The 13,729-nt window shown below is 45.0% G+C and carries 12 protein-coding genes; 5 read left to right on the forward strand and 7 right to left on the reverse strand.

The window, feature by feature from the left end; all coding sequences use genetic code 11:
• Nucleotides 1–58 precede the first annotated feature (58 nt).
• Together KCV26_06195 and KCV26_06200 are read left to right on the forward strand one after the other, a co-directional pair.
• The gene (locus KCV26_06195) at nt 59–2,188 is read left to right on the forward strand and encodes an RNA-binding transcriptional accessory protein (protein WZX37960.1); all 2,130 of its coding nucleotides are present in this window, start codon (nt 59–61) and stop codon (nt 2,186–2,188) included.
• A gap of 82 nt (nt 2,189–2,270) precedes the next feature.
• Nucleotides 2,271–2,927 (forward strand): carbonic anhydrase, encoded by a 657-nt coding sequence (locus KCV26_06200; GenBank protein ID WZX37961.1) that lies wholly within the window; start codon nt 2,271–2,273, stop codon nt 2,925–2,927.
• 12 nt (nt 2,928–2,939) lie between these two features.
• On the opposite strand, the gene KCV26_06205 is transcribed toward KCV26_06200, so the two are convergent.
• The 7 genes from KCV26_06205 to KCV26_06235 all read right to left on the reverse strand — a co-directional run bounded on the left by KCV26_06205 (nt 2,940) and on the right by KCV26_06235 (nt 10,751).
• Complete coding sequence (locus KCV26_06205) at nt 2,940–3,554, reverse strand: ribonuclease HII (GenBank protein WZX37962.1); 615 nt, start codon at nt 3,552–3,554, stop codon at nt 2,940–2,942.
• Nucleotides 3,551–4,804 (reverse strand): metallophosphoesterase, encoded by a 1,254-nt coding sequence (locus tag KCV26_06210; protein WZX37963.1) that lies wholly within the window; start codon nt 4,802–4,804, stop codon nt 3,551–3,553. Before KCV26_06210 ends, KCV26_06205 begins: the two co-directional genes overlap by 4 nt.
• Nucleotides 4,805–4,813: 9 nt before the next feature.
• Nucleotides 4,814–5,677, reverse strand: a complete 864-nt coding sequence (locus tag KCV26_06215) for an endonuclease (protein ID WZX37964.1) — start codon at nt 5,675–5,677, stop codon at nt 4,814–4,816.
• A 29-nt stretch (nt 5,678–5,706) separates the two neighbouring features.
• Nucleotides 5,707–7,107: a chromosomal replication initiator protein DnaA gene (dnaA, locus tag KCV26_06220; GenBank protein WZX37965.1), complete on the reverse strand. Its 1,401-nt coding sequence runs from the start codon at nt 7,105–7,107 to the stop codon at nt 5,707–5,709.
• Nucleotides 7,108–7,490: 383 nt separating this feature from the next.
• On the reverse strand, nt 7,491–8,393 hold the full coding sequence (locus KCV26_06225) for an MCE family protein (protein ID WZX37966.1): 903 nt from the start codon (nt 8,391–8,393) through the stop codon (nt 7,491–7,493).
• A 9-nt stretch (nt 8,394–8,402) separates the two neighbouring features.
• Nucleotides 8,403–9,497 carry an N-acetylmuramoyl-L-alanine amidase gene (locus tag KCV26_06230; protein ID WZX37967.1) on the reverse strand — a complete coding sequence of 365 codons (1,095 nt, stop codon included), beginning with the start codon at nt 9,495–9,497 and terminating at the stop codon, nt 8,403–8,405.
• 138 nt (nt 9,498–9,635) lie between these two features.
• A complete protein-coding gene (locus KCV26_06235) occupies nt 9,636–10,751 on the reverse strand; it encodes an AhpC/TSA family protein (protein ID WZX37968.1) in 1,116 nt (371 codons plus the stop codon).
• 131 nt (nt 10,752–10,882) lie between these two features.
• Here KCV26_06235 and KCV26_06240 point away from each other — a divergent pair, with 131 nt between their 5' ends.
• The 3 genes from KCV26_06240 to KCV26_06250 are packed head-to-tail and all read left to right on the forward strand — an operon-like array spanning nt 10,883 to nt 13,728.
• The gene (locus KCV26_06240) at nt 10,883–11,041 is read left to right on the forward strand and encodes a hypothetical protein (GenBank protein ID WZX37969.1); all 159 of its coding nucleotides are present in this window, start codon (nt 10,883–10,885) and stop codon (nt 11,039–11,041) included.
• A gap of 38 nt (nt 11,042–11,079) precedes the next feature.
• A complete protein-coding gene (locus KCV26_06245; protein WZX37970.1) occupies nt 11,080–11,730 on the forward strand; it encodes a ribulose-phosphate 3-epimerase in 651 nt (216 codons plus the stop codon).
• A 36-nt stretch (nt 11,731–11,766) separates the two neighbouring features.
• A complete protein-coding gene (locus KCV26_06250; GenBank protein ID WZX37971.1) occupies nt 11,767–13,728 on the forward strand; it encodes a ComEC family competence protein in 1,962 nt (653 codons plus the stop codon).
• Nucleotide 13,729 lies beyond the last annotated feature (1 nt).

A 13,729-nucleotide genomic window follows, 5' to 3' on the forward strand; every position in this document is an offset into this window, starting at 1 on the left:
GATATTTTTACCCTTCTGAACATTTTTGTATTTTTGTATCCTAAAAAACAAATTCGAAATGAACAGTCCCGTCATCCCTTCACTTATTTCCAACGCTTTAAACATCCGCCTCAATAATGTGGAAAATACCATTAAACTGTTGGAAGGCGGTGCTACCATCCCTTTTATCAGCCGATACCGGAAAGAAGCAACCGGATCGTTGGATGAAGTACAGGTTTCAGAAATTAAATCACTGAATGATAAATTCATTGAGCTCGAAAAACGGAAGAAAACCGTTCTGTCGTCCATCGAAGAACAGGAAAGACTGACACCGGAACTGCAAGAGAGGATCGAAAATTGCTGGGATGCCGTTGCGTTGGAGGATATTTACCTGCCTTACAAACCCAAACGGCAGACGCGCGCGGAGATGGCCAGGAAAAGGGGATTGGAGCCTTTGGCGAAATGGCTGATGCTGCAACAGTATGGGCCGGTTGAAGCGAAAGCCGGGCAGTTTGCTGGAGAAGAACTGGATGATGCCGTTTCGGCGTTAAAAGGGGCGTGCGACATTATTGCCGAATGGGTAAACGAAGATGAAAAAGCCCGTCAGCTCATACGAAACATTTTTGCCCGTGAAGCGGTCATAACCGCCAAAGTGGTGAAAGGCAAAGAACAGGAAGGCGAAAAGTACAGGGATTATTTTGACTTTTCTACTCTTCTTTCCCGGTGTCCCTCGCATCGTCTTCTTGCCATCCGCCGGGGAGAATCGGAAGGGTTTCTTCGGGTATCCATCTCTCCCGACGATGAAAAATGCTTGGATAAGCTGGTGCCCCGATACGCCAAGAACGATAGTGAGGCTGCGGATTACGTTGAAAAAGCGGTGGAGGATGCCTATAAACGCTTGCTCAAACCTTCCATTGAGACTGAGTTTGCCAACCTCTCCAAGGAAAAAGCCGACGAGGCCGCTATAGCTGTTTTTGCCGAGAATCTGCGTCAGCTTCTGCTTTCACCTCCACTGGGGCAGAAGCGGATACTGGCAGTCGACCCGGGATACCGGACGGGATGCAAGCTTGTTTGTCTGGACGAGCAAGGCAATTTACTGCACAACGAAACCATTTATCCGCATCCGCCGCAAAATGAATTTTCGAAGTCGGCGGGTAAGGTTTCCAAGCTGGTTTCCACTTACCGTATCGATGCGATTGCCATCGGCAACGGTACGGCAAGCCGGGAGACCGAGCGCTTCATTGCGAACCTGAGGTACGACCGGGAGGTGAAGGTTTTTGTAGTGAGTGAGAACGGTGCCTCCGTATATTCGGCCTCAAAGACGGCACGTGAAGAGTTCCCGGAGTATGATGTTACAGTGCGCGGGGCAATCTCTATCGGCAGGAGGTTAAGTGATCCGCTCGCGGAACTGGTGAAAATTGATCCGAAATCCATAGGGGTGGGGCAGTATCAGCACGATGTGGACCAGGCAAAACTGAAACGTTCCCTGGATCAAACCGTGGAAAGTTGCGTGAACCTTGTGGGGGTAAACCTTAACACGGCGAGCAAACATTTGCTGATGTATGTTTCGGGTCTAGGTGAGTCCCTGGCACAGAATATCGTGAATTACCGGGCCGAGAACGGTCCTTTCCGCGCACGCGCAGGATTAAGGAAAGTACCCCGTCTGGGTGAAAAAGCTTTCGAGCAATGTGCCGGTTTCCTTCGGATTCCCGACGCTGAAAACCCGCTCGATAACTCTGCCGTCCATCCGGAAAGTTATCCGGTGGTTGAAAGGATGGCCAAGGACCTTAAATGTTCCGTCAAGGAGGTGATCAGTAATAAAGCGCTTGTCGGTACTATCGATATCAACCGCTACAAAACAGATACCATCGGTACCGAAACGCTGACCGATATCCTCCAGGAGCTGGAAAAGCCCGGCCGCGATCCACGCACGAAAGTGCAGGTGTTGGAGTTTGACCCCTCTATCCGTACCATCGCAGATGTGAAAGAAGGAATGGTGGTAAATGGAATCATTACCAATATCACTAACTTCGGTTGTTTCGTGGATTTCGGCATCAAGGAGAACGGCTTGGTCCATATCTCGGAACTGGCCGGCCGCTTCGTATCAAACCCCACCGATGTTGTTTCGTTGCACCAGCACGTGAAAGTAAAAGTGTTGTCGGTAGATTTGGAACGGAAGCGGATCCAGTTGAGCATGAAGGATGCATGAAGCGTAACTTTTATCTGTTCCCCAGAACCGAAACGGCCTTTTAAGCGTTTACTGTTTTAATTCACCCAAAAAATGGAAACGTATGTCGGAAAAGTCCACCCCCATCGATTATAACCGTTTGTTTGAAGGGATCCGCGGTTTTAAAGCGAATGAATTTATTCCGCACCAGCGATTTTTTGAAGAACTGGGTCAGCAACAAAATCCACATACGCTGTTTATCGGATGTTCCGATTCGCGGGTTGTTCCGCATCTGGTAACCCAGACCTTTCCCGGCGAATTGTTTGTTGTAAGGAACATTGCCAATCTAGTCCCTTACTACAAAAAATATTCCGATACCTTCCTGGCCACCTCTGCGGTTATAGAATATGCGGTTAATCAGATGAATGTCAGTAATATTGTGGTGTGTGGACACTCCAACTGCGGGGGCTGTGCGGCCTTATATCAGGATAAAGAGCTCAAAAACCTTCCACATACAAAAAAATGGCTCGAACTGGCATCGCCGGTGAAAAAGATCGTGGAGGAAAAAATCGCCAAAAACAAGATCAGCCTTGAAGAGCGCAGTTCATTTACCGAAAAAATGAATGTGGTGGAGCAGGTCAATCACCTGATGAAATATCCTTATATCCGAAAACGGGTAAGGGAGGGGCGTTTAATCGTCATGGGCTGGTACTACCACATAGACAAGGGGGAGATTTACAATTACGACAAGAAACGACGGAGATTTATCCGGGTTGAGTAATGAATCTTTTGTTTACCACTCGAATTTCAGTTGTTTTTCAATCAAGTGAAAAGTCTGCCGGTGGTGGATCGTTATCCCGTGCTGTTTAATCGCTTCGCGATGCGCACGTGTAGGGTATCCTTTGTTGTGCATCCATCCGTAAACGGGAAATTGATTGTGTAGGTTTTGCATATACTCATCCCGGTATGTTTTTGCCAGCACCGATGCTGCCGCAATCGACAAGTACTTTCCGTCACCCTTTATCACACATGTGTGTGGAATCTGTTGGAACGGATGAAACCGGTTCCCGTCTATCAGGATATGTTCAGGCGTCACGGTCAGCCTGCTTAGGGCTTTGTGCATGGCTTTAACCGATGCCCAGAGGATATTTAACTCGTCAATTTCATCCGGGGTGCACATTTCAACGGCGTAGCACATCGCACTCTGCTCAATGATAGGTCGGAGACGGTTCCGTTCCCTTTCCGATAATTGCTTGGAATCGTTGAGCTCTTCACACCGGAATCCGGGCTTGAGGACAACTGCAGCTGCGAAGACAGGGCCGGCAAGGCATCCGCGTCCCGCTTCGTCGCAACCGGCTTCGATGCAACCGGGGTGAAGGCAGCTCTCCAACGGTTTGTGTTGCTTCATTTAAGATTAATTTTCAGTTTGTTGTCTGCCGGGGGGAAATCGAGCTGAAAAGAATTTATGTCGAAATTCTCATCATCCATTACTTCAGCAAATTGTTGGATTGAGCGGAGCATGCCCTCATCAAGAACTTCATCGCCCTTCAGGTGCAATACATTTAAGCCAGTGAGCAGTTCGACCAACGCTTCCCGGGCATCATCCGCGAAAGGTATTCCCGTTTGTTGAAGTCGTGCCCGGACGCCTCGACGAATGATCGATTCCGTTGTTTTGCGGTATTTATCCTGCAAACCGGCTGTCCCGGGAACAGATTCGATAAAGCGGGTATCGATGGAGAGAGACGTGGAGTCGAGTGTTATCAGTCGATAAGGGAACGGATACTGTGACAGGCTTCCGGTTTCTACATCGTACAAGATGTTTTCTGCAGAACCCGTGAACTGTGTAATATCGTTGGAGTGGAAGTGTCCGGTAAATACGATTTTCAAGCCGGCAGCGGCAAGGATTCCTGCGGCAGACTCCCAGTTTTCCAGTATATGGCCCGGAAAAAACGTGGCCTGATAAGGCATGTGTTCTACAATGCCGTGATGCATCATACCCAGGACAGTAACGTTTTTTGCTTTTGCCTGGCGAAGGATATCAAGTGCCCAATTCATCGTTGAGGGGAGAATCCGCCCACCCGAAACTGACGTGGTTTTATGTTCTGCATATCGATTGGTATCGAAACAAAGCAACCACGTGTTTTCGTTAATTTCCGCCAGATAACTTAATGAGGCAGTGTCGAGTTTTAGCGCGCCGTTATAGCCGAAGGGCCCATAAATTTCAGGAAACTCTTTGGCCGAAATGCTTTGAGCTGGAGCAGGGACCTCACCGATATATGCCCTCGAGTCGGGGATGTTGATGTCGTGGTTCCCGGGGATGACCTGGATTCGCATTCCACGCTGTTGTAAAGGATAGAGCTTTTTGGTAAAGTCGATATGGCTTTGTTTCTCGCCATGGTTAGTTATGTCTCCTGTGATGAGTAATATATCTGTTCCCGCAGCTTCTATCTCCGCGAGAGTTTTGTCGAGAACGGCGTGTAAATCGGAAAGGTTTCTGCCCGTGGCTGTTTCATACTTTTCCAGAGCTGCTCCCGGTTGAGCTATCTCTGGGCTCAAGTAATGTATGTCGCTGAGGATGGCGATTCTCACCGGTTTCGAAACGACATTTGTCGATGGGAAAAAGAATAAGAGCAGCAAAAAAAAGGTGTATTTCTTCATGGCAATATTCTACTTCAGATTAAAAGGTTGATTCTTCTTATTTCCCCACACATGCTCTGCCAGTTCGGGATGGTCGATAAACGGATTTCGGTTTTTCTGGATGCCAAAGACGGCTTGGTTGCGATCCCGTTCCTTGGTGCTGACCGGATCTTCGCGATGCCACCGCAGAAACATTTCAAGTGCCCAGTTTTTAATGGCCGGATAGGTGTTTCCTCCAACCTGTGGCGATTCCCAGCTGGCAACGTTGCTCTCATAAGCCGTAACCATATAGAAATAGGTTCGGGCAAAATCGCCCTTGTACTCATCTATTGGCTCAAAAACGGTTTGAGTGAAATTACCGGATGTATTTTGTCCGATTCTCGAACCGTTTGCCGACTTCCAAGAAAAAATACCAACTTCACCCAGCGGCAAATTTCCCCGCCGGTTGTTCACGTATCCGTCGGTTGGGTAAATGTGGAAAAGGTCGGAATACATGGGTGATGCTCCCTTAAACCAGCTTTGAGGAATGGTGTGTTCGCGGTTATAGCAATCACCTTCGCTGCGGTAAGTGCCACATTTCTTATGATGAAACGAGAAGGAGTAAATTATTTCCCCGCCGGGATTATCGGAATACATATCCCAGACAGAACCGTCGGCCTTAACGTCGGTTTTTTCAAAAGCCGACCAGATTTCAGCGTACGAAACGATATCTGGATTGCCGATTATACCGAAAAGTGCTGTTTTTAGTTCCGCCCCTTTTTTCCCCGTAGCCGTGCTGTAATATTCCCGGTAAGTGTTTGTAGACAGGTTTGTACCGGAGTCCGACGGCTTTTGTTTGCATGCCAGACAGAGGGCAAACAGAGACAGATACAGAAGAAAACGAAAAAGTCTCATTGTATGCTGTGGGTGAGATACCCGTAATGTTAAGATTGCAGCAGACGCTCTATTTCCTCAATGTCGGCGCGAAAACCTTTGTCTACTTCAGACAGGTCCCTGATGGTGTTGCAAGCGTGTAGGACAGTAGCGTGATTTCGGTTTCCCACCTGAATTCCGATCTGAGAAAGCGACAGTTCGGTGTGTTTCTTGATGAAAAACATGGTTACCTGACGCGCCTGTACAATTTCTCTTTTTCGGGAGGCTGATTGAATCAAATCTCTCTTTACATTGTAGAAATCACTGACCGTTTCCTGGATCTTTTGCACGGTAATCTTTTTCTTCTCGAAACGGATATTTTGCTCCATAACGCGGCGTGCCAGAGTAATGTCAATTTCACGGTTGTTGATGATGGAGTGAGCCATTAGCGAAACAATGATGCCTTCCAGGTCGCGCACATTTTCCGTCACGTTTTCAGCAATAAATTCGATTACCTGATCGGAGATAGTCAGTCCGTCGGTTAAGATCTTATGCTTCAGTATTTTTTTGCGAAGTTCTTTGTCCGGACGCTCCAGTTTGGTGGAAAGCCCCCAACGGAAACGAGTTAATAAACGTTCTTCCATTCCCTGCATTTCGGTGGGCGAACAATCCGATGTCATGACCAGTTGCTTGTTGTTCTGATGCAAATGGTTGAAGATGTGAAAAAAAGTGTTTTGGGTTTTTTCCAATCCGGATAATTCCTGAATATCATCAATAATGAGGACATCAATGCTTTGGTAAAAGTTGATGAAATCGTTTATCGTGTTGAAACGCCGGGCATCGGTGTATTGTACCTTAAACAGGTGTGCCGTAATATAAAGAACTTTCTTGTCCGGATATAGTTCAAGCACTTTCGATCCAACAGCGTGACAAAGGTGCGTTTTTCCAACTCCCGATTTTCCGTACACGAAAAGCGGATTAAAAGCGGTTTTTGCCGGATTTAAACCCACGGCTTCGGCTGCGGTGCGCGCCAGGCGGTTGCTTTCGCCTTCGAAGAAGTTGTTAAACGTGTATTTGGAATTTATCTGGGAATCGAACTCAGCCGGTTCAACCCTGTCAAAAGGACTAGGTACCTTTACAGAAACCGGATTTTGATTTTTCTTGTCTGAAACAGTGAATTTGGGCTCCCCGCGCATCTCCACCATAGTATTGCTTTCCGCCTCCACCAGGATGCGGTAGTTGAGAATAGTTCCTTCTCCTATTTTGCGGTAGAGGGTCTGCTGGATAAGATCAATGTATTTGTCCTCAAGATATTCGTAAAAAAACTGACTGGGTACTTGAATGGTGAGAACATTGTCTTCATATTTCAACGGGACAATTGGACTAAACCACGTGTTGAATGCAGCTTCGGGGATAATATCACGAATCACATCAAGACAGTTCTTCCATAAAATTTTGTAGTCAGTGTTCATTCGAATAAATTAACGATTTTCCTCTCTTCTATTGGTTGTGTTTAATTAATTTGGGGAATACAAATTTTCAAAAAAAAATCGAGAAAAAAAAATCCTGTTCCCTTTGTTTTTCCTGAAATAAAAACACTCGCTTAATTATCAATTGGATAGGCGTATGCTGCTGTTTATAAGCGGGTTGGGCCTGAATTCATTGTCGTAATCAATTGATATATAGAACTCTGTGATAAGTGTATAGTCTTTACCCGTTTGTACAAAATAAGCATGTGTTTTATGTCTTAAACTCAATTACCCAAAGGGTTTATCATACGACGAAAAACAGGGCTGATATTTAGAATCATTCTATATAAAGTTTGATCGGCAAATTTATTCCATATTTAGGAAACTTAGAACAGGCGCACCCTTATGCTCAAATATCGTTCGGGATTTTCACGAATATCTTCCAGCAGTTTTGTTGCAGTTTGTATGGTGTTTGTCAAACTATCGTGTAACTGGGTGTCGTTAGTTAATTTCCCCAATGAATTGTCGGTGCTAGTCAGTTTTGATGACAGTATCTTCAGGTTTTCTACCGTATTGTCGATAGCGTTGAACGTCTTTTGGAGTTCCAGCGAATTAAGTTCTGCCGTAACCTCTTTTAAATCGTTGGAAACGGCTGTGAGGTTTTGGGTTACTGTTGGTAAATCTTTTCGGATCGATGCCATTACAGCGTTCACGCTTTTGCTGGATTCATCCAGTTGGGCAACTGTAGATCCGATACCTGCTATCGATTGTTCCCACATTGGATTAGACATCAGTTTGTTCAGTGTCAGGACTACAGAGTCTATGTGTGTCAGAATGGAGTCAGCCTTGGGGGCAACGTTGGCAACGCTGTTCATCATCCCTTGTTTCTGCCGGCCGTGCAGCGTGTCTCCGGGAGAAAGAAGCTTTGAAGCCTCTTTATTTGCAACCAGGCTTACCGTAGAGGCTCCCAGTAGATCCGATCCAAATTCGAAATAACTCCCCTGCGGAATCCGATAATCGCCTTCGAGGTTGATGTCCACAGCGAACTGGATCGGGTCTGTACTGTGCATTTTGATGGCGTTGACCAGTCCGATCTGGTATCCGTTTACATAAACCGGTGATGAGGGGTAAAGTCCGGTAACATCATCGAACATGACAACGTAGGTGTTTTGCTTTTTCAAAATATTTGTTCCCTTCAGAAAGTTCACTCCAAAATAAAGGAGAACCAGGGCTATAAGAAAGGAAACTCCGATGATGAAATTTCTGCTGAACTTGCCTTGAGCTTGCATAAATTATTCTTATTTTACTCTTTTGCCGTCCCTGAATTCAACAATGAAAGCGTCTTTGAATTTTCTTTGAACGGTTTTGAGTGTTTTGTTTGCTTCATTAAGATCGGATGACCGGCCGTACGTGTATTTATATGTTTTGCCGTCTAAATAAAAATCTACCGGATTCAACCCTTTCAGTTGCGAAGAATTATCGGCCAGTTTTCGGGGAGCTGTAAGGAACTGTATCCTGTATTCGCTTGTTCCGGTTACATCCATCCCGGTAGAGGGAGGGTTGGCTGCAATTGTCTTTCGTTGTTCCGGATTGGTAAATACATGACTTTTTTTGTCGTATTCGTGTTTGTATTCCTTAAAAGCCAAATAAACGGAGTTTGCCAATGATCTTTGTCCGCTTTCGGTTTTCATATACTTTTCGTCGGAAGGATTTGAAATGTACCCCAGCTCCACAAGGATACTCGGCATAGCCACTTCCCGGAGCACCAGAAAACCGGCCTGCCTGACATCCCGGTTAGTCCTTTTCGAGTTGTTTACCAGCCTGTTTTGTACCAACGATGCAAAGTAAACGCTTTGCTGAAGGTACTGGTCGGTCATAAACTCAAACATGATGTATGACTCTGGCTCGTTAGGGTCAAATCCCTGGTACTTGGTGGAATAATCATCTTCATAGAGAATTACCGAGTTTTCCGCTTTGGCAACATCCAGGTTGTCCTTGCTCCGGTGCAGCCCCAACACAAATGTCTCCACGCCTTGCGGAGACCTTTTTCTCCTGTCAAGCGCATTACAGTGTAGCGAAATATACAGGTCGGCCTTAGCTTTGTTGGCTATCTCGGCCCTTTTGTTTAACTCTACGAACCTATCGGTATCTCTTGTATATAAAACTTTTACGTCCGGATGGTTATTCTTGATGAGTTCGCCTAGCTTTTTCCCGACAACAAGAACGATGTCCTTTTCTTTTGAGCTTGATCCGATCGCACCTGGATCGCGGCCTCCGTGGCCGGGGTCAATAACAACCGTGAATCCGTTTTTTTGAGCGAAAGCACTTTCTGCCGGAATCAGAAATAAAACTCCTAAACCGTAAATAATAAGTTTTTTCAGTCGTAACAGCATCTTTCTGTCAGTTTTATTTCATACAAAAATAGATAATTATTTTGTACTAAAGCGCAGTAAGCCGTGATTACACTATTTTTAACAAAAAAAAGCCACACCAACGGTGCAGCCCTTTTAAACAGGTGAAATAACGGGATTTTATTCTCCCAACAATTCATTCAGTTTATTGTGAAGTTCTGCTCCACGCAGGTCTTTGGCAATAATGATCCCCTCCTTGTCCAAAAGGACGGTGTGCGGAATACCGCGGAAAGCGTACAGCTCTACCACCGGGGTATCCCAGAACTTAAGTTCAGACATCTGGGGCCAGGTCATGTTCAACTCTTTTATGCCGCTCAGCCACCTTTCTCTTTCCCGGTCAAGAGAAACTCCCACAACTTCAAAACCTTTGTTTTTGTAATTGTTGTAAGCTGCAACCACATTGGGCATTTCGTCGCGGCAAGGGCCGCACCAGGCTGCCCAGAAGTCGATCAGGACAACCTTTCCTTTTCCTGCGTAATCCGATAATGAAATGTCGTTTCCTTCCGGATCTTTCATTGTAAAATCGAGAAATTTTTGGCCGATAGCTACTCTTTCGGCATTTTCAAGACGTTTAACGATGCGTTGAATACTTTCTTGCGATTTATAAGCTTCATCCGTTAACGCAAGGATTTCGCGCTGGGTTTCCGGTTCAAACATCTCTGCGGAAGTCATAAAGAGGAATTTACCCAGCGGATTGGCTATGTTGGCTTTGATGAAATCAGCTGTTTTGCTAGATATATCGCCGGATAACTTTTCGTATTGCGCGGTAAGTGCGGCATCCAGTGAGTCTGTCATTGCACCCGTCGATGCAGCTTCCTGGTATTGTTGAGAGAGTGCGCGAATTTCTTTCGTTATATTTTCCTGTTCTGTCCTGAACGTATTGTAGGCGTCGTTTAGCTGTGAACCTGAAACCGTAACGGTGGAATCGAACTGCACGCGGATGGTTCCCGGCTCTAAAATGGCAAGCACCCTTGATGGTTTCTGAGGGTTAACCGTTTCGTCCAGAGCGATAAAGCGTAATACGGTTGAGTCGGCAGATCCTTCGAATTTGAACGAGCCGTTTGTTACAACGGCAGTGTCAACCGACACCATCTCGTTGGTTGTCATTTCCTGAATATATACGTTTTTGCCTTCATAGGCAGGATCAGTAACGGTTCCGTCAATTTTATAAGTTTTGTTGTTTTGACAAGAGATCAAAACGAAAGCTGTGATTAATAGGAGTGAAAATTTTTTCATACGATTTTTCTTTTATTCTTTAAACGGTGCAAATATACATAAAAAAAGAGAGTTAGCCCATTCTTTGCTGTTTTTTTGTTGCCCTGATAATAAATGAATGATAAAGCCGTTTTAAAATAAAAGAGACAGAAATGGCTAATCCTGATTTTATCCGACGATTCTCCTTGTCCCACGAATCCGATGCAAAAGTTCCGGACCGTTTAAGCATATGTATTGTTCTTCAATATGCAAGATCGCTGCGTATAGAGAAAAAACTGCCTACCCATTTAGGTTTGTTCATCATCAATTGATTTTTTTATTATCTTTGACACTCAAAATGGATAACGATATGAATCATCTGGTTGCGCCGTCATTGCTCTCGGCGAATTTCCTAAATCTTGAAAAAGATATCGAAATGCTGAATCGGAGTGAAGCCGATTGGATACACCTTGATATCATGGATGGTGTTTTTGTTCCCAATATTTCTTTTGGGTTCCCGGTTCTGGACCTGTTGAAAGAAAGGACGAGCAAGTCTCTGGATGTGCACTTGATGATTGTTCAACCCGAGAAATTCGTAGACGAAATTGCCGCTGCGGGTACGGAATACATGAATGTCCATTACGAGGCATGTACACATTTGCATCGTGTGGTTAGCGAGATCAAGAAGCGCGGAATGAAAGCCGGGGTTACTCTTAATCCGCACACTCCGGTTTTGTTGCTCGAAGACATTATCCGAGATTTAGATATGGTTTTACTCATGTCGGTTAATCCTGGTTTTGGCGGTCAAAAATTCATCGAACATTCGCTGGAGAAAGTTAAGGTGTTGAAAGAACTGATTCTTCGGAAAAATGCCCGGGCACTTATCGAGGTTGACGGAGGAGTGAATCTTGAAACCGGAAAAAGACTTGTAGAGGCTGGAGCAGATGTACTGGTTGCCGGAAATTTTGTTTTCTCTTCTCAAGATCCCATACATACTATTCATCAACTGAAGTCGTTATAATTCTCTGGAAGACACTCCCTCATAAACGTAACAGTTATGAGCGATCTTGTAGCTAAAATACCCTTTCTCCGGTTATTGCTTCCGGCAGTAGCCTCTATATCTGTATCGGCTTTTTTGATTGAACTGACTTATTCCTGGATAATTTGCACGGCAGGTGCAGGAGCAATGGCTGTCTCTTTTTTTGTTTCGGAAAGAAAACAGTTCACCTGTCGCTGGCTTTTTGGAGCAGGGTTGTTTATTTTTGTTTTCGGCTTGTTTTCCTTTTTATTCCGGCAAAAAATTAAGGAATCCCAATGGCGTTTTGCAGACAAACCGACGGTCTGTATAGGTACAGTTGTTGATGTTCCGCGGGAAAAACCGCGGTCATTTGCCTGTAATGTGAAAATCAGCTATCCGGTAAGCCATAAAATCGTGGCTTACCTGCAAAAGGAGGATAGAGTGAGGAACATTACCCCCGGGGATGAAATAGTTTTCGTTGCCCAGATCCGGACTTTTAAGAACTTCGGAAATCCCGATGACTTCGACTACGTCCGATTTATGCGAAACAACGGTTTTTCAGGCACCACCTATTTGTCTTCATCTAATTGGCATCCCACCGGAAAAGAGCATGCCTCGTTGTATGTTTCGGCGCAGAAAGTTCGAAAAAAGGCATTGGAGTTTTACCGTATGTTTGAGTTGGATAACGACGCTTATTCATTTATTTCCGCTCTTACACTAGGTTACAAGCACGATTTGACAAACGAACTACAGGAGGCTTTTCGTGCGTCAGGAACAGCTCATGTCTTGGCCGTTAGTGGGTTGCATGTGGGGGTTATTTACGGTATCTTCGCATTCCTTTTTTCTTTTTTAGGAAAAACGGGCGGGAGGTTCGTGATAAAACAAATTATGACTATTGCCGCTTTGTGGCTTTACGCTTTTCTTACAGGGCTTCCCCCATCGGTTCTCCGGGCAACTTTGATGCTCACGATTGCTTCTGTGGGATGGATGGGGGGAAGAAGAGGTTTTACGCTAAACGCGTTGGCTGCAGCCGCTTTTTTTATTCTTGCTTTCAATCCGATGAGCCTTTTCAACGTTGGGTTTCAAATGAGCTTCATAGCTGTTCTGGCTATCTTATCCTTTAGTCCGGTACTGGATAGCCTGTATCAGCCTAAGAACAAGATAATAAAAAAAAGCTGGGGTTTATTTTCTGTTTCCATATCCGCTCAAGCAGGTATTTTCCCCATTGCTTTGCATTATTTCGGTACTTTCCCAACCTTTTTCTTTATCGCCAATATGTTGATAGTGCCGTTAATAGGTGTGATTATCTATGCTTGTATTCCGGTGATTCTCCTTACAGGATTGAAACCCTTCCAGTTTGTAATTGTCGACTGGCTTTATCCGGTTTTTGGATGGATTTTGAAAGGGTTAATCTTCGTTGTATTGAAGGTCGTCTGCTTTATCGAAACCCTTCCATACGCACAATTGTCAGATAAGCCTATTTCTACACTACAGATGATGATGTTGCTCTTTATCGTTGTTACTGTTTTTAAATTTTTCACACATAAGAGAGTTGCTAGCCTGATTGCTGGTTTAACTTGCTCCCTGTTCTTTATCTTGACATTCACGTACGCTGAACTATCCCGGAAGCCTGTTCAATTAGCCGTATTTAATAAACCCGGCTTTAGCGATATCGGTCTTTATGTGGATGAAAAGCGGGTTGACTTCGACATAAAAGAAAACGGTTTTATTCCGCATCCATCAAAGTCGATACTGCGTTTGTCCGAAAGTATTTATTCGCATGCGGAAACATCCCGGCCGTTTGAAATTGACGTTATAGTCCTGTCGCATGACCCAGCCCTCTCGATAATGCAGCTGACGAACATTTTCCGTACAGGACAAATCGTGCTGGACAGTTCAATTCCTTTGTACGACAGAATCCGGTTAATGAGTGATTGTGAAAAGCTGGGGATTTCCTGTCACGATGTGGGAGAAGATGGGGCGTATCTCATAAATTTGTAGT

Origin of the sequence: Petrimonas sulfuriphila (genome assembly GCA_038561985.1) — a bacterium.
Lineage (GTDB): Bacteria > Bacteroidota > Bacteroidia > Bacteroidales > Dysgonomonadaceae > Petrimonas > Petrimonas sulfuriphila.

What these genes read in the sequence shown, in the direction of transcription:
- KCV26_06230 (WZX37967.1), bottom strand. Translation starts at nt 9,497, where the DNA reads ATGCTGTTACGACTGAAAAAACTTATTATTTACGGTTTAGGAGTTTTA.
- KCV26_06250 (WZX37971.1), top strand. Translation starts at nt 11,767, where the DNA reads ATGAGCGATCTTGTAGCTAAAATACCCTTTCTCCGGTTATTGCTTCCG.
- KCV26_06195 (WZX37960.1), top strand. Translation starts at nt 59, where the DNA reads ATGAACAGTCCCGTCATCCCTTCACTTATTTCCAACGCTTTAAACATC.
- KCV26_06210 (WZX37963.1), bottom strand. Translation starts at nt 4,804, where the DNA reads ATGAAGAAATACACCTTTTTTTTGCTGCTCTTATTCTTTTTCCCATCG.
- dnaA (WZX37965.1), bottom strand. Translation starts at nt 7,107, where the DNA reads ATGAACACTGACTACAAAATTTTATGGAAGAACTGTCTTGATGTGATT.
- KCV26_06205 (WZX37962.1), bottom strand. Translation starts at nt 3,554, where the DNA reads ATGAAGCAACACAAACCGTTGGAGAGCTGCCTTCACCCCGGTTGCATC.
- KCV26_06200 (WZX37961.1), top strand. Translation starts at nt 2,271, where the DNA reads ATGTCGGAAAAGTCCACCCCCATCGATTATAACCGTTTGTTTGAAGGG.
- KCV26_06240 (WZX37969.1), top strand. Translation starts at nt 10,883, where the DNA reads ATGGCTAATCCTGATTTTATCCGACGATTCTCCTTGTCCCACGAATCC.
- KCV26_06215 (WZX37964.1), bottom strand. Translation starts at nt 5,677, where the DNA reads ATGAGACTTTTTCGTTTTCTTCTGTATCTGTCTCTGTTTGCCCTCTGT.
- KCV26_06235 (WZX37968.1), bottom strand. Translation starts at nt 10,751, where the DNA reads ATGAAAAAATTTTCACTCCTATTAATCACAGCTTTCGTTTTGATCTCT.
- KCV26_06225 (WZX37966.1), bottom strand. Translation starts at nt 8,393, where the DNA reads ATGCAAGCTCAAGGCAAGTTCAGCAGAAATTTCATCATCGGAGTTTCC.
- KCV26_06245 (WZX37970.1), top strand. Translation starts at nt 11,080, where the DNA reads ATGAATCATCTGGTTGCGCCGTCATTGCTCTCGGCGAATTTCCTAAAT.